Genomic DNA, 20,757 nt, shown 5'->3' with positions numbered 1-20,757 from the left:
ACCTCACGGAACGAACCCTCATCCAGCAGCAGACCGATCCGCTCACGCGCCGTCAGCTTCCCCTTGGCATGCTGCGCCTCGGTCGCCCGGTCACTGGGCCCACGCAGCGCCTCGGCGCGGATCGCGACCAGTTCGTCCATCGTCTTGTGTGGCATGGCCAACCCCCTTGTCGTCTCTGCCGGTCAGGCCGGCACCCCACCGTCACCGTGTGAGCTCGGACCGCACCGGCGGACCGGCCTCGAAAGGACCGGACCCCCGGCGCCCCGGCGGTACGAGGGGGGGGATCGCCCGCCGGGCAGGGAGGCTCGGCGACACGAGCGAGCACTGCACCTGACGCGCTCCATGGAACTGCGCCCGCGCCGCGCGCGGCAATGCCCACTACAGGAAGCTGCCAGCAGCCGGGCACGGGCGCCGCGTTGTGCATGGAGAGGCTGCCGCACACGGCATCGGTGTCAGCCCGGGGACGGCGGAGCCGCCCGGTGCCCGACCGCCCCGCCCGTGCGGGCGGGGCCCGGACAGCCGGTGCGGGCGGACGGCGCGAACCGTGCGACCCCGGTCGGCGTCCGGCCCCTCACCCGCGCGGTCATGCCCGCGGGGCCGTCCGGCGGGCTGCCCCGGACGAGGAATTACGGGCTGGACATGACAAGCCATTGCGGTCGCCGACGGGCCGCCGTCCATCGAACCGGCCGCCGCGCCCCACGCCGCACCCGTCGCACCCGCGCCGCGCCGTCCCCGTCGAACCCGTGCCACACCGCCCCACCGCGCACGGTCACCTGACCGGGAGGTGGTAGGCGATCCGGAAGCGGTCGGCGGGCACCACCACGTCCGCCGTCTCGACCGGGCGGCCCGACGCGTAGTACGTCCGCTCGATCACCATCACCACATGTCCCGGTACGCCGCCGAGTGCCAGGAGCTCCTCCGCCAGCCCCGGGCGCGCACCGACCTGCTCGGCCACGTTGTCCACGACGACGTCGATCGCGGCCATCCGCTCGACCACCCCGCAGCCGCCCAGGGGCCCCTCCTCCGGCAGCATCACCGGCGTGCGCCCCGTCACGGCGAGCGGCTCCCAGGAGGTCGAGAGCATCATCGGCTCCCCCGCCTCCCGGAAGGTGTACCTCGTCCGCATCACCCGGTCGCCCGGCTCGATGCCGAGGCGTTCGGCGACCTCCGCGCTCGCCTCCTCCTGCTCGCTGCGGGACTCCCACGTCCCACGCACCCCTTCCGCCGTCTGCTCCTGACGGAACGGACTGGCGCCGGTGGCCGACCGGTAGCCGGAGCGGGCGATCCGCCGCGGCACGGGACGCTCGCGCACATACGTCCCGGAGCCCGAGCGCCCCTCCACCAGTCCCTCGGCCATCAGCACCTTGCGCGCCTCCAGCGCGACGGTGTCCGAGACTCCGTACTCCTCGCGGATACGGGCCTGCGAAGGCAGGCGCGTATGCGGCGGCAGCAAACCGTTGACGATCTTCTCCCTCAGATCGCTTGCAACGCGCAGATACGCGGGCTGCTCACCGAAAGTCACAGGCCACTCCCAACAGGTTGACAGTCTGCGACAGCCTGACAACCGTCGGTTGTGGACCGCAAGCACAGGCCAAAGATTCACCCGATGTGATGATTCGCAGCCCACCCATGCATATCCGGCCGTCGACTGCCAGAAAGATCTCGGCCCTTCTGGGCCCCTCCCGATCCTCCCGCCCCTTCCTTCCCTCTCCCCGTTTCCCGCAATCCCTCGCCCCTCGGCCCCGCCACGGGGACAACCGAACGAGGGGACGCCGACGAGGAAACGGGCGGCACGCACGACGGCGGGCCGGTGAACGCCGTCGACCGGGGCCCGCGTCCCCGGCAGCGGCCCCGCCGGGGACTCGTGGCACCGGCAGCGGTCCCGCCGGAGGCTCGTGGCGGAAAACGCGACGGGGCGGCTGCCCGAGCAGCCGCCCCGCACGGTCGGTGGATCACCGACGGTCAGTCATCAGAACTGCAGGGACCAGGCGTTGATCTTCCCGGTGTCGCCGTACCAGCTGTCCTGGACGCGCAGCTTCCAGGTGCCGTTGGCCGTCTCGGACGAGGCGTCCACCGTGTACGTCTTCTTCACGTCGTCGGCGCTGCCGCCCTCACCGCCGGCCTTCAGCTTGTAGACCGAACCGTCGGGCGCGACCAGGTCGATCGTCAGGTCGCCGATGTAGGTGTGCGAGATGTCGACGGCCACGCTCAGCGAGGCGGGCGCCTTGCCGGTGACACCGGAGACGGTGATCGGCGAGGTGGCGGTGGAGTTGTCGCTGATGGTGTAGCTCGTCTTGTTCTCGAACTTGTCACCACCGGGCGGGGTGGTCGAGCCGCCGCCGACGTTCAGCAGACGGTTCGGCGAACCCGTTCCCGGGCTGGTCACCACACCGCTGCTGGCCGCGGCGACCAGTCCGGCGGAGACCTGCGCGGGGCTCTCGCCCGGGTGGTCCGCCAGGTAGAGGGCCGCGGCACCGGCGACGTGCGGGCTCGCCATCGAGGTGCCGGAGATGGTGTTGGTGGCGCTGTCACTGGTGTTCCAGGACGAGGTGATCGAGGAGCCCGGCGCGAAGATGTCCAGCGTGCTGCCGTAGTTGGAGAAGCTGGAACGGGCGTCGGTGTTGGTGGTGGAGCCGACCGTGATGGCCTCGGCGACCCGCGCCGGGGACTTCGTGGAGGCGTCGGTCGACTCGTTGCCCGCGGCCACGGCGTAGGTCACGCCGGACGCGATGGACTTGCGGACGGCCTCGTCGAGCACGGAGTCCGCGCCGCCGCCCAGGCTCATGTTGGCCACGGCCGGCTTGACGGCGTTCGCCGTCACCCAGTCGATGCCCGCGACGACCTGCTCGGTCGTGCCGGATCCGCTGTCGTCGAGGACCCGGACGGCGACGATCTTCGCCTTCTTGGCGACACCGTACGAGCCGCCGGCGACGGTGCCCGCCACGTGGGTGCCGTGGCCGTTGCCGTCCTGCGCGGTGTTGTCGTTGTCGATCGCGTCGTAGCCGTTCGAGGCCCGGCCGCCGAAGTCGCTGTGGGAGATGCGCACACCGGTGTCGATGATGTACGCGGTGACACCCTCGCCCGCCTTGTCGGGGTAGGTGTAGCTCTGGTTCAGCGGAAGGGACTTCTGGTCGATCCGGTCCAGGCCCCAGGAGGGCGGCGAGGGCTGGGTGCCGGTCGCCTTGAAGACCCGGTTCTGCACCACGGTCTTGACCGCCGGGTCGGCGGCGAGGCGCTTCGCCTGCTTCTCCGAGAGCTCCACCGAGTAGCCGTTGACGGCCGAACGGTAGGTCCGCTTGATCTTGGCGCCGTACTCCTTGGCCACCGCGCGGCCCGCCGAGGAGCCCGCGTCGGGGGCCGACTCGTCGAGCGTGACGATGTAGCTGCCGCTGATGGTGCCCGGGGCGCCCGCGTTCTGGATCAGCCCCTCCGCCGGCTGATCCGAGGCGGAGGCGGGGAACACCGCAGCGGTGGAGAGTGCGAGGGCCGCACCGGCTATGACACTCGCCGCGGCCAGTCTTCGACGTGCGTGGGGGGTGTGACGCGTCACCGACATGTGGGGGGATCCTCCTCAATCACAGTGCATGGGTGGGGGGTTACACGTGCTACTCAAAACGGAACAGGCACTGTTAAACATGGGCATGACAATCGGCTGTTGAAAGTTCCGTGCTTGCCCACGGTCCTGACCGACAGCGAAAGATTGACCGATTCTTGGGAATCGCACAAGGGTCCAACAGGTGCGCCACGCCTTCGTCATGCCGCCGCCACACGCCTGACATGCTGTCGGGCATGCCCACCTACTTCTGCCCGCAGGACGGTACCCGGGCCGCCACCACCGCTCTCACCTGGTGTTGTCCCGTCTGCCGCGGTCCCTGGGATCTCGACTTCGCGCCTTCCGCCGCTCTTTCGGTCAACTCCCTGAAGACACGCGTCAATTCACTGTGGCGTTACGAGGAGGCACTGCCGCTCGACTCGCCAGCGACCACGCTCGGCGAGGGCCGCACCCCGCTCGTCCCGCTCACCGGGACCGTTTCGGCCAAACTCGACTTCCTGATGCCGACGCTGTCCTTCAAGGACCGCGGCGCGGTGATGCTCGCCGAACTGGCCCGCCGCCTCTCGCCCGAGCGCGTGGTCGCGGACAGCAGCGGCAACGCCGGCACCTCCGTCGCCGCGTACTGCGCACGCGCCTCGCTGCCCTGCACGGTGTACGTCCCCGAGGGCACGTCCCCGAAGAAGACCGAGCAGATCCGGGCCCACGGCGCCCGGCTGGAAATCGTTCCCGGCGACCGCGAGACCACCGCCCTGGCGGCCCGTGCCGCCGCCGACGCCCCCGGCACCTTCTACGCCTCGCACGTCTTCAACCCGTACTTCCTGCACGGCACGAAGACCTATGTGTACGAGCTGTGGGAGGACCTCGGCGGCCGGCTCCCGGACGCCATCGCCGTACCGGTCGGCAACGGCACCCTGCTCCTCGGCGCGGCCCTGGCCACCGCCGAACTCCACGCGCTGGGGCTGATCGAGGAACGCCCGGCGCTGATCGCCGTGCAGGCCGAGGCCGTGTCGCCGCTGGCCGCCGCGTTCCGCGCGGACGCGGCGGAGCTGCTCGACGAACCGGCCGGTCCCCTCTCCCCCACCCTCGCCGAGGGCATCGCCATCCCCCGGCCGCCGCGCGCCCGCGCCGTCCTGGCCGCGGTGCGCGAATCGGGCGGCACCTTCCTCACGGTGTCCGAGGAGCAGATCCGCGCGGCGCAGCTGGACCTGGCCTCGCGCGGCTTCTACGTGGAGACGACGGGCGTCGCCTGCTGGGCCGCGGTCGGCGGCTGGACGGACCGGAGCGTCGTCGTGCCGCTGTGCGGCGCGGGCCTCAAGACGGGCCTCGCGAACTGACCCGGTGAGCCCCGGCGTCCCGGGACAGGCGGGCGAGGCGGACAAGGTGTGCGTCCCCGGCGGGCGGATGCGCGGGCGGGCGAGTACGCGGGCAGGCGAGCAGGCAGGCGGGCGGGGTGTGCTCCGGGGCACCACGGCCCCCGTCGCACGCCCCTCCCCGCACCGTCCCGCCCCGGTCCGTCCACCGGTCGCCCCGCGCGCCGCACACCGCCGCGCGGGACCGTTTCCTACCGTCGTACGGTGAGCCCTTCGCGCATCCGTCTCCTCACGTCCCTCTCCGTCCTGGCCGCGGGCACCCTGGTCGCGGGGGCCCCGGCCGCGCCACCGGCCCCCGCGGCACACGCCTCGCCGCGCCCGGCCGCGGCCCCGCCCCCCGCCGCCACGGCCTGCGGGCGGGACACCGACCCCGCCTGGGCGCCGGCCTCCACCCGGTTCGGGGAGGCGGCCGGTTACGACCCCTACGTCGGCAACGGCTACCTGGGCCACCGGATCCCCGCCGCGGGCGCCGGCTACGCCTCCTTTGGCGAGCGGACCGGCTGGCCGCTGTTCACCCCGCGCTACGACGGCGCCTTCGTCTCCGGCCTGTTCGGGCGCGAGGCGGACCTGGCGGGGGGCCGCGAGGTGATCGCCGCACTGCCGAGCTGGACGACCCTCGACGTGCGCGTCGGCGACGAGACCTACGGCACCGGCACTCCCCCCGGCCGGATCTCGCGCTACCGCCAGACGCTCTTCCTGCGCTGCGGCCTGGTGCGCACGTCGCTGCGCTGGACCACGGCCGACGGGCGCGCGACGGACCTGGTGTACGAGGTGCTGGCCGACCGCTCCGACCCGCACACGGGCGCGGTACGGCTGCGCATGACACCGCGCTGGAACGGCACCGCGACCGTCACCGGCCGCCTCGACCCGCGGGGCGCCCGCCGGATCGACCTGGCCGACGACGGCACGTTCCGCACCCTGGGCACCGGGACGGCGGGCGCGATCGTCCAGACCCTGCGCACCGGCGCCCCCGGCGCCCGCACCCCGGTCGCGGCACACAGCACGCACCGGGTGCGCGCGGGGCGCACGTACACCTTCGAGAAGTACGTCGGCGTCGACACCGCGCTCACCTCGTCCGCCCCGCGCACCGCCGCCCGCGACGCGTCCCGGCGCGCGGCCCGGCGCGGCTGGTCCGGGGTCCTCGCCGCGAACGCCGCCGCCTGGCGGCGGGTCTGGGCGGCCGACGTACTGGTGCCGGGCAGCCCCGAGCTGCAGAAGTGGCTGCGGTCCGCGCAGTACGGGCTGGCCGCCGCCACCCGTGCCGGTGCCCGCGACAGCATCGCGCCGGCCGGACCGACCAGCGACAACTACGCGGGCATGGTGTTCTGGGACGCCGAGACCTGGATGTACCCGGGGCTGCTCGTGACCCGCCCCGAACTGGCCCGCACGGTCGTCGAGTACCGCTACCGCACCCGTGGGGCCGCCCGCGCCAACGCCCGGGAGCTGGGCCACGAGGGGTTGTTCTACCCGTGGACGAGCGCGAGCCGGGGCGATCTGCGCTCCGAGTGCCAGAGCTGGGACCCGCCGCACTGCCTCACCCAGAACCACCTCCAGGGCGATGTCTCGCTCGCCGTCTGGCAGTACTACCTGGCGACCGGGGACCGGGCCTGGCTGGCCGGGCGCGGCTGGCCGCTGCTCAGCGGGATCGCCGACTTCTGGGTCTCCCGGGCCACCGCGAACGGCGACGGCAGCTACTCGGTGAAGAACGTCGCGGGCCCCGACGAGTACAGCAACGGCGTCACCGACGGCGTCTTCACCAACGCCGTCGCGGCCACCGCCCTGCGCAACGCCACCCGGGCCGCACAGCTGCTCGGACACCCCGCGCCGGACGGGTGGCGACGGGTCGCGGACGGGCTGCGCATCCCGTACGACCCCGAGCGGAAGATCTTCCTCCAGTACGCCGGCTACAACGACTCGACGATCAAGCAGGCGGACACCGTGCTGCTGGTCTACCCGCTGGAGTGGCCGATGGAGCCGGGCGCCGCCGCGGCCACGCTCGACCACTACGCGGCGCTCACCGACCCGGACGGCCCGGCGATGACCGACTCGGTGCACGCCATCGACGCGGCCGCGACCGGGGAGCCGGGCTGCGCGACGTACACCTATCTCCAGCGCGCCGTCCGCCCGTTCACCCGCGGCCCGTACGCCCTGTTCAGCGAGGCCCGGGGCGCGAAGGCGGGCGCCCAGGACCCGCTGTCGGGCTTCCCCGCCGACGACTTCCTGACCGGGAAGGGCGGCTTCCTCCAGGTCTTCACGCACGGCCTGACGGGGCTGCGGCTGCGGGAGGACGGGGTGCGCCTCGACCCGATGCTGCCGCCGCAGCTGGACCGGGGCGTCACCCTGAGGGGCCTGCGCCACCGGGGCAGTACGTACGACATCGTGATCGGGCCCCGGACGACGACGGTGCGGCTGACCTCCGGCGCCCCCTTCACCGTCCACTCCCCCGCCGGCCCTCGCACCCTCGACCACGTGCTCGCCCTCCCCACCCGGCGCCCCGACCTCGCCCCGACCTCCGACGCGGCCCGCTGCCGCCCGGCGACGGCCACGTCGGAGACGCCGGGCCTGTACGCGGCGGCCGCGGTGGACGGCAGCCCGGCCACGGTCTGGTCCCCGGACGGTGCGAAGGGCGCCCTGACGGTGGACCTGGGGAGGGCGGGCCCGGTGACGTCGATCGCGCCGCGGTGGGCGGACGTGCGCCCCTCCTCGTACCGCCTGGAGGTCTCGGCGGACGGCACCCGCTGGCGGCCGTACCGCGCGGGGACCGATCCGGTGGCCCGGCTGGTGCGGCTGACGGTCGCGTCCGAGGACGCCCGAAAGCCCCCGGGGGTGAGCGAGTTGACGGTCGGACGACCGTGACCGCGAGGGCGTACCGGGCACCGGCGACGGGAGGGCCGCCGGGAAGGTCCGGACCGGATCGCCCGGCCTGCCGTCAATTCGCGTTGTGGTCCTGCCGTCAATTCGCGTTGTGGTACAGGCTTCCCAGACTCACCGGGAGATGTGTCCCGGACGAGGTTTTCCGGGACCGGCCCTGGAGTTCGGCGGCGGCCTTGCGGATCGCGGGGAGCCGCGCGAACAGCGCCTCTCCCGGGCAGCTGGTGGCGAAGCCGTCCCGGTGGCCGGAGACGGCGTCGAAGACCGCCGAGGTCCCCTTGGGGTAGCGGCTCCTGTCGTTCGTGGAGGTGAGCCGCACCTTGCCCGCCGGATCGATGCCGCCGAGGCCCAGCTTCCAGGCGGCGAGGGCCGCGATCGCCCGTTCCATGGCCGCCGGCACCGCCGTTCCCGCCCCGAAGGTGCCGATCGCCGCGATGCCGGTGGTGCCCTGGTTGAACCCGACGGTGTGGGAGCCGATGACGGCCCGCCCGGTACCGCCCGCCCGGCCCTCGTAGACGGTGCCGCACCTGTCGACGAGGAAGTTGTAGCCGAGATCCCCCCAACTGCGGTCCCTGGTCTGGCCCGTGTACAGATTGCGCAGGGTGCGGGGGACGTCCGCGCAGTCGTAGTCGTTGGGGGTGTCGGTGTGGTGGACGAAGACCGCCGTGACCCCTCCCGCGTAACGCGCGTGGGTGTCGCGCCGGGTCTCGTCGGCCCGCCACCGGCCGCGCGAGACGATCGCGGGGCGGGGTGCGCCGTGGGTGAGGGACACCGACGTCGCCTCGAGGGCCGGGAACGTGGGCGAGGCACCGACGGCCGGTTCGGTGGCGACGGCCGCCCGCACGGAACGGGCCGCCTCCGGGGCCGTCTCACCGATGGCACCGGCCGCCGTGACTCCGGTCGGCGCCGCTATGAGGGGAATGGCCATGGGACCCGTGACCCACAGGGCTATTCGATGCAAACGCACAGGGGAACCTTCTTCGTCTTCGCCGGGAGGACGGCGGGAACACCGAGGGCCCGTCGGCGGGCCCGGTCGGGGACCGCCGACAGGCGCTTACGCCCACAGCCTCGCGGCGCGGGGGGCACCGCGCGCGCCGGGTTAGTGCAGGCGGGCGAGGACGCGTCCGGAAGGCCCCGCCCGGCTCGGGGGCCGACGGCGGGGAAGGCGCACCGGGCGATCCTGCGGGCACTCCGTGGACCTCCGCCTCTTCCGCCACGGCACGCCGGGGGCGGTACGACCGGCCCCCGCCGGACGGAAACACCCCGGACGGAAGCACCGGAGCGCGGGCGGGCCGGCGGCGTCCGGGTGGCCGGACCCCTTGTTACGTTCCCACCATGTGCTCATGGAGGCACCGTCATACGGGACCGGAACAGTCACCCGCATGACCACGCCCCCGCACACCCCTCTCTCCCCGCCCCGGCCCCCGTCCCTCTCCTCGTCCCCGAGGCGGCGGACCCTCTCCGCGCTGCTCCTCCTGGCCCTGTCCGCCTCCTCCTTCGCCGCGACCGTCCCGACCGCCTCGACCGCTTCCGGCGAGGCGGCAGCCCGGGAGTCGTCCGGCACCACCACCACAGTCCCGCCGATCAGTTGGGGCCCCTGTCCCCCGGCCGAGCCGCCCTACCCCGATCCCAGCCCGCGGGCGCAGTGCGCGACGGTGCGGGTGCCACTGGACTGGTCGAAGCCGAAGGGCCCGAAGATCGGCATCTTCGTCGCCCGCCACCGGGCCACCGACCCCGCACGGCGGATCGGCGTCCTGATGTCGAACCCGGGCGGCCCCGGGGCACCCGGGTCCGACGACGCGCTGTACGCGGACGACCCCGTCAGCGGCTACACCCCGGACATGCTCCGGCGCTTCGACATGATCGGCTTCGACCCGCGCGGCATCGGCCGCAGCCGGAACGCCGAGTGCGACGAGACGATCATCGAGTCGATCCCGGCCCGCCCGCGCGACGCGGCCGGGTTCGAGCGGCTGCGCACCCTGAACGGCCGACTGGCCGACAGCTGCCTGGAGCGTACGGGGCCGCTCGCCGCCCACATGGACGGCGAGAGCGTGGCCCGGGACATGGACGCGATCCGGGCCGCCCTCGGCGAGAGCCGGATCAGCTTCATCGGCCACTCCTACGGCACCTTCCTCGGCGAGCGTTACGCGCGCCTGTTCCCCGGCAGGCTCCGCGCGCTGGCCCTGGACAGCGCGATGGACCCGGACCGGCCGGACGCCGAGCGCTACCTGGTCGACGGCAGCGTCACCACCGACAACACCCTGAAGCGGCTCGCGGCCTGGTGCGAGAAGGACGCGGCCTGCGCGCTCAGGGGCAGGGACCTGGTCGCCGTCACCGACGAACTGTTCGCCCGCGCCGACGCGGGCACGCTCCGCGACCCGGGCCCGGACGGCCCGACGGACACCGCGGTCGACGCCGACCAGCTGTCCGACTTCCTGACCTTCGCCCTCGGCAAGGGGGGCCGGGAGGAAACGGCGAAGCAACTGGCCGCCCTGTACACCGGCAGGGGCGAGGTCCGCTGGACACCCACCGGCACCGACATCGCCTCGCGGCTCGTGCTGTGCCGGGACTACGACTTCCGGATCCGCGACCACGCCCAGTACCGGGCCATCCTCAAGCGGGCCGCCGAGGCCGCCCCGCACGTCCGCTACAACTCCCAGGCCCTGGACACCGTCCTCGGCTGCCAGGGCTGGACCATGCCGCCCGAGCCCCGCCCCGCCCGGGCGAAGGGCCCCCTCCCGCCCGTCCTCGTGGCGAACGCCACCCACGACCTGGCGACCCCACTGCCCGGCGCACGCCGCATGGCACGCTCCTTCCCGAGGGCGACCCTGTTCACGATGGACACCGTGAGCCACTGGCTGTACCGCAGGGGCGGGACGGAACAGGCGATGCGAGTGATCGACACCTACCTCACCGCCCCGAAGGGCTGACCACCCGGGGGAGCGGCGGGGCGAAGGCCCGCCGCTCCCCCGTCTGCCGAAACCACCACACGTCCGCTTGGGCCAACTCCCTCTCCGACGCCGCCCGCGTGTTCACCAGACCACGTCGGCGGCGTCCCGCTCCTTGACGACCCGTCGATAACGTGACGCCTCGCGCTTTGTCCCCGGGTTGCGCGGGACGTACCGGACCCAGTCCTTCGGGACGATGTGGAAGGCCAGGGTCTCCCGCGCGCGTCGCTCGTCGACGGAGCGCACGAGCACCGCGGCAAAGCGCTGGATGCACCACAGACACAGCCGGGACGATCCGTTGACGACGGCTCCGGCCTCAACGAGTTTCCGCCCGTACCCCTCCTCGGCGTCGAGCTCCGTCTCCGCGTGGAAACCATCGCCCCCGAAGAAATGGACGCAGCTGCTCCGCAGGCTGTACTCGATGTCCGACAGCCACTCGGACCCTCCGGAACCACCGCCCTCCCGCACGGGAACCACCGCGAGCGGGAAGATCGCGTACTTGCCCCGGTCGATCACGGGGAAACCGAGTTCCGCCCACTGCGGGGTCCGGTCGGAAGCCCGCTGGCCCAGAACGCGTTCGAGCGCGTACATGACGGACAGCCCGTCCGAGATCCGGTTCCGCTGCCCGCTCTCATTCACGAGGACCCCGTCTCCAGAGGGACGCCGCACCGGGCGGCCGCCATCACCAGATGCGGAGATGCTATCTCCCGCCCGCCGGCCGCCATCGCTGACGCCCGAAGGGTCCCGCGGCGCACGCGGCCCACGCCCCGGCGAACGGACATGACCCCCTCGGCGAAGCCGCACCATCGCCCTCCCGCCCGGGGCCCAGCCGTTGAAGCGGAACGCCTGCGGCCTGCCCGGATCCTCCGAGGCCGAGAAATACATGGCACGCCGACCGGATCTGCAACGAAACTGGACAGGTGAGCGACCGCCACCCCTGCCCCTGTTGCGGGCACCGCGTGCTCGACGCCGTGCCCGGCGGGGCCAACCGGTTCTCCCTGTTCGAGGCCCCGCGCAACCACCAGGATCTCGGTGCCTGCGACGAGCACGGCCGACGGTACGTCCGCCCACCGGCCGAGGACCGGGCCCTCGCCGTCCCACCGCTCACCGCACGCCTACGAGCCACCGCTGCCGCCACCGACCTCCTGTACCCGGAGAGGTGACCGATGCCGTCCCAGCACCCCGCCGAAATCGGCCACGGTCATGTGGTCGAGAGCTACGTGACGAGGATGTACGGGGGCCTCCCGCGCTATCTCGTACTGAACGGCGGGCGGTTCCTGGGCCCCCGGTGGTGGCACACCACACGCTTCACCCGGCACCTGATCGCTGACGCCGCCGCGATCACCGACGAGGAACTGGAAGCCCTCCTCGGCTACGAGTGGCGCTCGCGCCTCACCGCCGCCTGGCTGATCGGCGTCGACCGCCGCGAACGGTTCCGGGCACGCATCGGCGACCTGCTCCTGGCCAGCGAGGTCTGCTACTCCGGCGGCGCCTACTGCTTCGCCCTGGCCCGCTTCGGCACACACGCCGACGCCGAGATCCTCACCGCCTACCTCGACCGCTATCTCCCCCGCACCGGCCTCCGCTACGACCAGCCCACCGCCCTCGGCGCCCTCCTCCGCCTCGACGCCCACCTCGGCACCCGCCACGCCGACCGCTTCATCCGGCCCGGCGGCCTCTGGGACCAGTGGGTCAACGCCCTGCCCCACCTCCGTGACCACCCCGCTCACGCGCCTGCCGAGCAGCGCCGCTCGACGGACCTCCAGTGCGACTTCGCCGACGGCTGGACCCGGCCGTAACCACAGCCGCCTGCCTGCGGCTTCGAAAAATCCGCTGAGCGCACGAGCACGGAAGGAGTGACCGATGGTTGCTGTCACGGTCGGAGGGTTCGTCACGGGCTGGTGGGACGGCGATGCCGGACGAGAACGGTGGCTGTGCCGACGGAGCCACGGAGGCGAGGAGGCGTTCGGCCTTTGCGGTCCCGGCCACCTCCGGTGCCACTGATGTCGGTGTCGCCTGGAACACTGCGGCCGTGATCAACGAGATGTCCCCGGACCTTCCTGGTGCTCCGGCCGACTCCCTGCCGTCCGCTGCACGGGCGGAACTCGCCGACACCGCCTGGGAGGAGCTGCCGCACTTCTGCACGGGTCGGCACGGTGTACCCGACACCCCGGAAATCCTCGGCGCCGTGCTCGCCGCCGACCCGGCCCGCCGGGTGCGGGCGGTGGAAGATCTGTACCGGCTGCTCCTCAACCAGGAGCGGGTGTTCCCGGCGACCGCCCCGGCGGCCTCGGTCCTCACCCGTCTTCTCGACGATCCGCGCACCCTGACCGAAGCCCGGTGGGGAAGCAGGGCCGGCCTGCGGCCGCTGCGCGCCGAACTGCTGAACTGGCTGGCCTCGTTCGCCGACATCGCCCGTCTGGACGTAGAGGACGGCGTCGGCACGGCGCAGGATCTGGCCGCCGCCCGTGCGGCAAGGCCAGTACTCCACGACCGCATCGCGGGCTTCTGCGACGACGACGATCCGCAGGTGAGGGAGGCGGCGCTCGCGGCCGCCGCCCTGCTCCTGACCGACCCCGCCCTCGCCCCGTCCGTGCCCCGGTACGCGCCCGCCGTTCGCGAGGTCCTCGCCGTGAGCGCGGACTCGTACTACCGGTGGATCGCCCGGGAGAGGCTGGCGGCCTGGGGCGAGGACGTCACCGGTCTCATCACCGCGGAGGAGGAACGCCGCGCGGCCCTGGACCGGGCGCGCGATCTGGCGGACGACCCGTTCGGGGAGGGCCAGGAACAGGCGATCCGCTGGCTGGAGGAGCAGCCCGAGGACACCGCGGCTCCGGGACGACTCGGCCGTCGGCGTGAGCACCGGACCGCGCCCACACCGGCGCCCCCGCACGAGCCGGTGCCCGGGCCGCCCGTGGCCGCCCCGGGAAGTGGGACGGGACACCGCGGCCCGTGGCGGATCGCCCGGGAGGAGGAGCGCGCCGAGTGGACGTTCACGCCGTACGTGGGAGTCGGCCCCCTGCACTTCGGGATGACCGTGGAGGAGATCACCCGCGCCCTCGGCGAAGGACCGGCCGTCTCGTCCCGCTCCCACCGCGGCGCGGAACAGCAGCTCTCCCACGCCGACTTCACCGGGATCGGGATCAGGGCCCTCTTCCAGGACGGCCGCCTGGGGTGCGTCGCCGTGGACGCCCTCACCGGCCCCCAGGTGAGACTGGACGCGGCCCCGCTGACCGGCTGCGCGCCTTCCCACGTGGAGGACTGGCTCGTCCACCGCACGACACCGCGCCCCGGCAGCCTGACGTACAGCCCCGCCGCCGACCCCGTCTTCGCCGACCTCGGCCTGGCGCTCCGCTCCCAGCGGGCCGGCGACGTCGTCCTGACCCGGCCGCTCTTCCTGCTCCACGGCTGGCTCGACCTGTGGCACTCGCTGCCCGGTGAGGAGTGGAACCACTCCTGAACGCGGCTCATCGGCCGGCCCCACGAGTACGGGTCCAAGACGAAAGGACACAGCCGCTCCCCCACGTGCCGGAACTGTCCGGCACGCCACGGCCCCCACTCAAACCGCAAAGGCCGCCCGACCCGCTCCACCGCAGGTCGGACGGCCTTTCGCCGGACGTATCAGACGTTGAAGCGGAACTCCGCTACAAGGCTCTGACCTGCAGGTATGCGGGCGCATCCCAGCACCATCCCAGCACGGGATTCACTGCAAAGCACAAGAAGATCCAGAAGCGCCAAGACTACGCGTCGACGCCCACCCCGGCTACAGACCGCGCAGCACTCCGACGCTGTAATAGTTTCTGTAATAGACTTACGCCCATGAAGTCACCTCGCCCCGGCGGCACGGAGAACATCTCCGTCTCGATGCCCTCGGAACTCCTCGGCGCTCTGCGCACGCGCACCGGGAAGCGCGGTGTGTCCGCGTATGTGACGGCAGCGGTCCGGCATCAGCTCGCCATGGACGGCCTCGCCGAGATCGTGGCGGCCTACGAAGCCGAGCACGAGCCGCTGAGCGAGGCCGAGATCCAGGCCGCGCAGAGCGAACTGTTCGGTGACGCTCCGGCACCCTACGCGTCGAACGACAGCGCCGCATGAAGGAGCCCGCGGCCAGGTCCCTGGTGCTTGACTCCCAGGCGCTGTCGCTCCTGTTGCGCAACGACCGCCAGATGATCACCCGGATCGAGGCCGCTCGGCGCGTGGGCGTGCCCGTCCTCGTGTCCGCCCTGACGGTGGTGGAGGCCGTCTACGGCAAAACGGACACCGCCCGGCTGCGCTGGCTGCTCTCCCGCCTCCAGGGGCAGGACGTCACCCAGGCGGACAGTCTCACCGCGGTTCAGCTGCTGAGCGACGCCGGTGGCCTACACGGCCACAAGTACGCCATCGACGCCCTCGTCGCCGCGATGGCGCTCCGCTCCCCGACGCCAGTCCTCGTACTGACCTCGGATCGCGACGATTGGGCGAAACTGTGCGGTGACCTCGTACAGATCAGGGATGTCTGACCTCGGCGTTTACTCAAGTTGAATCCAGCTACTGATTGCTGCTTCGTAGAAGGCATCTGCGAGGGCGACGCGCGAGGGAAGGCCAGGAGGCCCCGGCAATACCCGGGCAGCCGCTCGTCTCAGCTGCCAAGGAACCTTGTCCAGCCGGTTCAGTGCAGGTGAATTCCGCATTGGGCCTACTCCTCGAGCTCGAACTGGGCCTTCAGCCACGCCAGGTTGAGCTTCAGTGTCTTGTTGTCGGGGGGGGAGCTCGAGGACCTGGATTCCGTCCATGTTCAGGAGCTGAGTGAGGACGGCGGGGTAGCCGCGGGACCGGGCAGGCGGCATGCCCGCGGCGGCGGCCACAGAGGTCAGGGGGAGAGCGTCGTTCTCGCCGAGCGCTGCAAGGGCCTGGCGAAGTCTTTCCGGGTCCTGCTTACGGAGAAGGAGAGCGAGCTGGTCGATCGCAGAAGGCTGGAGAGTCGAAGAGATCGTCCAGGATCTACTCCAGTGGTGACTGGGCTCGCACGGAGAGCAGGGCGCCTTCGGCCTCGGACGGCTGGAAGGACACCGTGATCTCGAACAGCCCGGTCTCCTGCGGAACTGTCTTCCTCTGGGTACGGGGCTCGTTAATCCGACGAGAGGGCGCATCCAGTGAGTTAGGCTTTCACTGCTGCGCACCTTCCCGGAGGGTATAAGGCGGAGTCCACTGTCCAGTCCGCTGGCTGTGAGTGACGAATGGGGCGGATGCCCGGTAGGGCGGTCCTGCCATTCCGAACTCACACCATGGAGTGGGCCTTTATGGAACCGGTCGAGTACAAGCCTGCGCGTCGTCCTTGGATCCGCGAGATCCTGGCCGGCGTCGCCGCGAGCGTAGTCTCCAACCTCGTGTTGGAGGCACTGGCGGTGGCAGCGCGCCACCTCATCTGAGGCAGGCATGTGGCGGGCCCGGCGAGCCCGCCACCCTTCAGCCCGTCCGGCTTCCGCCGCGCGACATGAATCCTTCAGAAGAGCAGCTCCTGCCCCGGAGGGGTGTTGTTTCCCTTCCTCTTCGGGCTCGTGAGATGCGGTATCCGCGCCTCGGCTGGGAGATTTTCCCACGTGGGCCGCAGGCCATGGATCTGCACGTCACCTACGCGGCTCTTGAGGTACCTCTGCGTCTCCTCGTCCGTGGAGTACAGCACTGTCGCCCGGCTCGCCCTGGTCATGAGCACGTGGTACGCGTGCCGAACACATCTCGCGAACTCCCGCTCCTTTTCTTCCTCGCTCCCTGCACCCTCGCGCAGCTTCATATCGAACGAACCGGGCACCCTGACGCGTTTGGCCTTGCTTACCGGATCCCTACGCCATTGCCCCTTGCCATAGACCCAGCGGTCGCCGCGTCTGACCATGTCCTCGCCGAGGATCACCCCGCACCAGTCCCACTCAAGGCCCTGGGCCGTGTACACACAGCCGATCTGGTTGATGCCGTACGGGTGGACTGCCCATTTCGTGGACGGCGGCACCGTTCCGTTCTCGCAGAAGGCGTCGCCTTTGGCGTTCCACGGTCGGTGCCATTCACCGATCCGCACGTCTGCCTCCAGGTGCGCAGCCTTCCCCTTTCCCACAGGCGCGGTCCACGGCCAGCAGAATCCGGCCACCATGCGAGCCGTCGCCCCGGCCTCAGCCTCGGTCCTGATGATGTACTCGAGTTCCTCTGGACTGTCCGCGACTTCGACATGCATCAAACCGTCGGGGGTCCACTCCGTGGTTCCCGCCTCGATGTCGAGGACAGCCCGCACCCAGCGGATGTAAGCGTCGCTGCCCCCGCAGCGCCATTCCTCCCTGAGTCCATAGTGGAGTGGAACGATCCCCCGCGCTCTTGCGGCTTCCTCGATCAGGTCCACCGATCCGACCTCCTTGGGTCGCACGGACTGGCTCTCGTCGAGAAAGAACACCGTGAGGCGGGAGGCATCGAGCAGGTCGTCCACCTGAGGCTGCTTGCCCGACTTCTCCTCCCGGCCGTACATATCGATGGTTCGCTCTCTCAAGCGATGCGCCTCGTCGCAGATGAGGACGTCCAAGGGAGGGTCCTGGGGTGTCACGAAGCTGCTGAAATAGGCGAATCTCTCCCTGAACTCCGCTTCGGTGTAGCCCACCTGCTCCTGGAGCGCACCGTTGAAGGCACGGCTACCGCTGGCATACTTCACTGTTTGTCCGGCTGCCTCGAAATCGGCCCTGAGCTGTAGGCCCACGGCACTCTTTCCGGTGCCTGCACCCCCCGTGACGATGAACACGGCTCGTCCGTCGCTCTGCGGCGGAGCGGGATTTCCGAGAACCAGAGCGGCTCGTTCCCGAACGCTCGCCGCCACTCTCTTCTGCTGTCCGCGCAGAGTGAACACCGTGTCCTCTCCGCGGGATCTGATCATCGCGTCGAGAAGCGGCGTGTTGCGCAAGTTCATGAACCGCAGGAGCTGCTCGGCCTCGGAGTCCGCGCCGTCCTCCGCGAAATGCCGTCGCAAGTCCGCAAGGAGTAGGTTGCGGCTGTCTCGGGTGTACACACGCTCATACGCTCCAGTCGGCGCCAGCGTATCGAGCAAGGGTCGAACTGAATCGTCGGTGGCGTTGTGCAGGTACGCGAATCCGCCGCACTCGACCGTGATGCCACGCAGTGGTCCCTGGTCGCCGGTGAACAGTCGGTATGTGTTCCTGAGTTGCAATGCAGGGTGCTTCTTAGGGCTTTTGTATCCCGGCACACTCACGAGCTTCGCGGTAGCGGCTTCCACCTGCGTCACCATCGACCATCGCTTCAACTCGACGAGTTGGTACGACGGCAGACGCGTCTCCGGATGCCGGCCCACGAGTACGACGTCGATGAGAGGCGGCTCCCCCTTCCTCGGTTCGTCGACCGTCGCCGCGCACTCGACGACCATCTCGACGTTGCCCCGCTCTGCCTCAACGAGGTCTTCCGCCAACTCGACCACGCTCTCGGCCCATGCCTTCCGTTCTGAATCAGAAACGTCGCGGCCACGGAAGTGCTGGTATCTGGCGGCGAGATGCGGCACCATCCGCCGCCTGGAGTTCAGGGTGAGCAAATCTTGCGCAGACAGCCTCAGCAGCAGCATCGACACGAGGTGGTTCCCCCAGGGCACGAGTGACTCGTGCGGGTGGGGGCGTGTCCTCGCGGAGGAAGCCCGTCGGGCCGCAATTGGTATGAGTGATCTTAGGGAGCGCGACAGATCACACGCACTTCCCCCGGTCGGCTCGTGGCATGTCAGCGGCAAGTTGGCGAGAAAGCAACGAGTTCAGGCCGGTCGTTCACACGGTGACAGCCACACGCCGCTCGGCACCTACCAGTTCTCGCAACTTCTCCTGCGTCTCTCGATCCGTGGAGTAGACGACCGTACCGACCATTCCGCGGGTCAGCAACACCTTGTACGTATTGCGGATCAGGCGATCCACATCGGCGTTCGAGGTCGAGCGCTTGAACACCGGGTCCTTGGACGCCGTACGGTCCGTCACCCATCGGTCGCCGCGCCACACCAGGTCGGGGCCAATGATGACGCCGGACCAGTCGTACTCGAAACCCTGGGCGGTGTAGACGCAACCGATCTGTCCGAAGCCCGCCGGGTCGGTGGCCCACAGGGCGGACGGCGGTGCCCCGGAGACAGAGCGGTCGCCGCGTAGGTTCCAGGGGCGCGCCCAAGCGCCGATCTTCACGTCTGCCGGAAGGGGCTGTCCCGGCTTGGGTTCCGGGGACCAATGCCAACAGTAGCCGGCTGACATGCGAGCGCTGTAGCGCTGGCCGCGGCAGCCATCCAGGAAGCTTTCCATCTCCTCCGGGCTGTCGGCCAACAGGAGTTTCATACGATCGTCCGGGTGCCACGCCACCGGGCCGCCGGATTCCAGCCCCAGAAGCCGCACCACCCAGCGCAGATATACATCGCTCCCGCCGCAGCGAAACTGGCTTTCCAGGTTTACGACCGGACAGTTCAGCCCCCTGCGTGCTGCCGCGGCTCGAATTTCTTCCACCGTGCCCATCTCGCCCGGACGCACGACTTGGTGCTCGTCAAGCAGAAAGACGGGCACCTTCGCCACGTCTATCAGTTCGTCGATCTGTTGCTTACCGGTTCGGCGTGCGGCCGGCGTGTACCGGTTGGCGGATGTCTCACGGATGCGGTGTGCCTCATCGCAGACCAGTACGTCGAGGCTGTTCTTCTCCGTCGTCATGAAGCTGTTGAAGTATTTGAAGAGATCCTGAACTTCGCGCTTCCTGGCACCCGCGACCTTGCGCATCGTCCTGGTGAAGGACTGGGACCCGGTCGCGTGCAGAGCCGGGATGCCTCGCCGGTACAACTCGCCGAGCAGGGAGAGCGCGATGACGCTCTTACCTGTGCCAGGGCCACCAGTGATGACCACGACCTCCTTGTGGTCGGACCGCTGGGCCTTGCGTACCGCGTTGAGAACCTTGCGGTAGGCGACCTGCTGTTCGTCGAGGAGCACGAATTGCTCCCTCTCACGGACTTCCTGTGCCGCGACCGCCATCAACTGCTTTGAGGGAACCGTCTTGGCCGCGAGCAGCGCGTCGGCGGCTGCGGCGCCCGGATACTCAGGGCTGAGCCAGGAACGAACGTAGTCGATGAAGCCACCGCGGGTGTCGCCCGCGAACAACTGTCCCCACTGTTCGGACTCGATCTCGCGCAGCGCAGCCACATCGAACTCGGTGGCGTTGTGCAGGAGAGCCACTCCCCCGACCCTCTCCGGGTGGCCGGTGACAGCGCCATTGAAGTTGACGAGGTACTCGCAGTAGCGGCGCACCTGCTCGATGGGGTTGAGGACCGGCTGAGTGTAGGAAGGGACGTGGCAGAGGAGCGGGTCGTCCTCGTCCGGGACTACATCACTCCACTGCTTGAGTTCCACCACGACGTAAGAGGGGTCGCCCGTGCGTGGGTGGACGCCGGCGAGAACCGCATCGGCTCGCTTGCTGTTCATGGGGAGCGCGTACTCGAGCATGACCTCCACGTCACCGAGTCCCGCGTCATTGAGCGCGGCGGTCAGGGCGGGGATGCTCCGCTCCCAGGACCGTGCCTCCGAGGAGGTGGGCTGGTAGCCGTGCCTGTGGGTGAATTGCTCTGTGAGGTGGAGATAGAGCGAACTATCGAGCGCCATAGTGGCGACCGTTTTCGCAGAAGCGCGGAACAACAAGGACTTCCCCCGGGCAGCACGAAATAGATCGTGCGGGTGGGGGCATGTCCTTCGAGACTCCACAGGGTGGAGCGGAAGCCCGTCGGGCCGCGTTGACGAAACTATCTGAGGGTACCTGGCGGTATTGACCGTCGCACCGGTGGTCGCGTCGGTGGCAGCACGCGTGGCGCTTCAGGCCCAGACTCTTCTAGTAGGGCTTTGTTAGGTGGTGTCGTAGGGCTGCCATGGGGTGGGTTGTCGGCAGGTGGGGCAGGTGCCGGTCCAGGTGGCCAGGAGGTGTTGGAGGAGTGCCAGGGCCTGGTAGAGGGTCAGGCCCTGGCAGGGGCTTTTGGGCAGGACCGCTGTTCGGTCAG

Annotated in this window: 16 protein-coding genes; 9 read left to right on the top strand and 7 right to left on the bottom strand. The window is 70.5% G+C overall.

What is annotated here, in order from left to right:
• The 3 genes from ABZZ04_RS37935 to ABZZ04_RS37925 all read right to left on the bottom strand — a co-directional run.
• Nucleotides 1–155, bottom strand: a 155-nt coding sequence (locus tag ABZZ04_RS37935) for a carboxyl transferase domain-containing protein (protein WP_356936802.1), incomplete at its 3' end; no start/stop codon positions are given.
• A 614-nt stretch (nt 156–769) separates the two neighbouring features.
• Nucleotides 770–1,522, bottom strand: coding sequence for a GntR family transcriptional regulator (locus tag ABZZ04_RS37930; protein ID WP_148835817.1), 753 nt, complete (start codon nt 1,520–1,522; stop codon nt 770–772).
• Nucleotides 1,523–1,969: 447 nt separating this feature from the next.
• Entirely contained in the window at nt 1,970–3,556 is a 1,587-nt protein-coding gene (locus ABZZ04_RS37925; protein WP_356936800.1) for a S8 family peptidase, read from the bottom strand.
• Between the two features lie 233 nt (nt 3,557–3,789).
• Here ABZZ04_RS37925 and ABZZ04_RS37920 point away from each other — a divergent pair, with 233 nt between their 5' ends.
• Nucleotides 3,790–4,887, top strand: a complete 1,098-nt coding sequence (locus ABZZ04_RS37920; protein ID WP_356936799.1) for a threonine synthase — start codon at nt 3,790–3,792, stop codon at nt 4,885–4,887.
• Nucleotides 4,888–5,127: 240 nt separating this feature from the next.
• Complete coding sequence (locus ABZZ04_RS37915; protein WP_356936798.1) at nt 5,128–7,779, top strand: discoidin domain-containing protein; 2,652 nt, start codon at nt 5,128–5,130, stop codon at nt 7,777–7,779.
• Nucleotides 7,780–7,876: 97 nt separating this feature from the next.
• On the opposite strand, the gene ABZZ04_RS37910 is transcribed toward ABZZ04_RS37915, so the two are convergent.
• Nucleotides 7,877–8,722 carry a peptidoglycan recognition protein gene (locus ABZZ04_RS37910; protein WP_356936797.1) on the bottom strand — a complete coding sequence of 282 codons (846 nt, stop codon included), beginning with the start codon at nt 8,720–8,722 and terminating at the stop codon, nt 7,877–7,879.
• A gap of 454 nt (nt 8,723–9,176) precedes the next feature.
• On the opposite strand from ABZZ04_RS37910, the gene ABZZ04_RS37905 reads away from it, so the two are divergent.
• Complete coding sequence (locus ABZZ04_RS37905) at nt 9,177–10,724, top strand: alpha/beta hydrolase (RefSeq protein ID WP_356936796.1); 1,548 nt, start codon at nt 9,177–9,179, stop codon at nt 10,722–10,724.
• A 102-nt stretch (nt 10,725–10,826) separates the two neighbouring features.
• Here the strand turns inward: ABZZ04_RS37905 and ABZZ04_RS37900 are convergent, their stop codons facing one another.
• A complete protein-coding gene (locus tag ABZZ04_RS37900; protein WP_356936795.1) occupies nt 10,827–11,381 on the bottom strand; it encodes a hypothetical protein in 555 nt (184 codons plus the stop codon).
• A gap of 281 nt (nt 11,382–11,662) precedes the next feature.
• On the opposite strand from ABZZ04_RS37900, the gene ABZZ04_RS37895 reads away from it, so the two are divergent.
• From ABZZ04_RS37895 to ABZZ04_RS37870, 6 genes are all read left to right on the top strand, one after another.
• On the top strand, nt 11,663–11,905 hold the full coding sequence (locus tag ABZZ04_RS37895; protein WP_356936794.1) for a CPCC family cysteine-rich protein: 243 nt from the start codon (nt 11,663–11,665) through the stop codon (nt 11,903–11,905).
• Nucleotides 11,906–11,908: 3 nt separating this feature from the next.
• Entirely contained in the window at nt 11,909–12,541 is a 633-nt protein-coding gene (locus tag ABZZ04_RS37890) for a DUF6000 family protein (RefSeq protein ID WP_356936793.1), read from the top strand.
• Nucleotides 12,542–12,774: 233 nt separating this feature from the next.
• Nucleotides 12,775–14,202: a hypothetical protein gene (locus ABZZ04_RS37885; RefSeq protein WP_356936792.1), complete on the top strand. Its 1,428-nt coding sequence runs from the start codon at nt 12,775–12,777 to the stop codon at nt 14,200–14,202.
• Nucleotides 14,203–14,561: 359 nt separating this feature from the next.
• Nucleotides 14,562–14,837 (top strand): hypothetical protein, encoded by a 276-nt coding sequence (locus tag ABZZ04_RS37880; RefSeq protein WP_356409374.1) that lies wholly within the window; start codon nt 14,562–14,564, stop codon nt 14,835–14,837.
• Entirely contained in the window at nt 14,834–15,241 is a 408-nt protein-coding gene (locus ABZZ04_RS37875; protein ID WP_356936791.1) for a PIN domain-containing protein, read from the top strand. The genes ABZZ04_RS37880 and ABZZ04_RS37875 overlap by 4 nt, the downstream gene beginning before the upstream one ends.
• A gap of 780 nt (nt 15,242–16,021) precedes the next feature.
• Nucleotides 16,022–16,150: a DUF6408 family protein gene (locus ABZZ04_RS37870; protein ID WP_356936790.1), complete on the top strand. Its 129-nt coding sequence runs from the start codon at nt 16,022–16,024 to the stop codon at nt 16,148–16,150.
• 74 nt (nt 16,151–16,224) lie between these two features.
• On the opposite strand, the gene ABZZ04_RS37865 is transcribed toward ABZZ04_RS37870, so the two are convergent.
• Both ABZZ04_RS37865 and ABZZ04_RS37860 read right to left on the bottom strand, forming a co-directional pair.
• Entirely contained in the window at nt 16,225–18,324 is a 2,100-nt protein-coding gene (locus ABZZ04_RS37865) for a DUF2075 domain-containing protein (protein ID WP_356936801.1), read from the bottom strand.
• A 193-nt stretch (nt 18,325–18,517) separates the two neighbouring features.
• Entirely contained in the window at nt 18,518–20,404 is a 1,887-nt protein-coding gene (locus ABZZ04_RS37860; protein WP_356936789.1) for a DUF2075 domain-containing protein, read from the bottom strand.
• Nucleotides 20,405–20,757: the final 353 nt, after the last annotated feature.

The organism is Streptomyces sp. NPDC006435 (assembly GCF_040612315.1).
GTDB lineage: Bacteria > Actinomycetota > Actinomycetes > Streptomycetales > Streptomycetaceae > Streptomyces.
This window is presented reverse-complemented; position numbering and strand designations above follow the sequence as displayed.

Excerpts from the sequence above, each read along its gene's own strand:
- ABZZ04_RS37925 (WP_356936800.1), bottom strand. The coding sequence starts at position 3,556 with ATGTCGGTGACGCGTCACACCCCCCACGCACGTCGAAGACTGGCCGCG.
- ABZZ04_RS37920 (WP_356936799.1), top strand. The coding sequence starts at position 3,790 with ATGCCCACCTACTTCTGCCCGCAGGACGGTACCCGGGCCGCCACCACC.
- ABZZ04_RS37910 (WP_356936797.1), bottom strand. The coding sequence starts at position 8,722 with ATGGCCATTCCCCTCATAGCGGCGCCGACCGGAGTCACGGCGGCCGGT.
- ABZZ04_RS37905 (WP_356936796.1), top strand. The coding sequence starts at position 9,177 with ATGACCACGCCCCCGCACACCCCTCTCTCCCCGCCCCGGCCCCCGTCC.
- ABZZ04_RS37890 (WP_356936793.1), top strand. The coding sequence starts at position 11,909 with ATGCCGTCCCAGCACCCCGCCGAAATCGGCCACGGTCATGTGGTCGAG.
- ABZZ04_RS37880 (WP_356409374.1), top strand. The coding sequence starts at position 14,562 with ATGAAGTCACCTCGCCCCGGCGGCACGGAGAACATCTCCGTCTCGATG.
- ABZZ04_RS37875 (WP_356936791.1), top strand. The coding sequence starts at position 14,834 with ATGAAGGAGCCCGCGGCCAGGTCCCTGGTGCTTGACTCCCAGGCGCTG.
- ABZZ04_RS37870 (WP_356936790.1), top strand. The coding sequence starts at position 16,022 with ATGGAACCGGTCGAGTACAAGCCTGCGCGTCGTCCTTGGATCCGCGAG.
- ABZZ04_RS37865 (WP_356936801.1), bottom strand. The coding sequence starts at position 18,324 with ATGCTGCTGCTGAGGCTGTCTGCGCAAGATTTGCTCACCCTGAACTCC.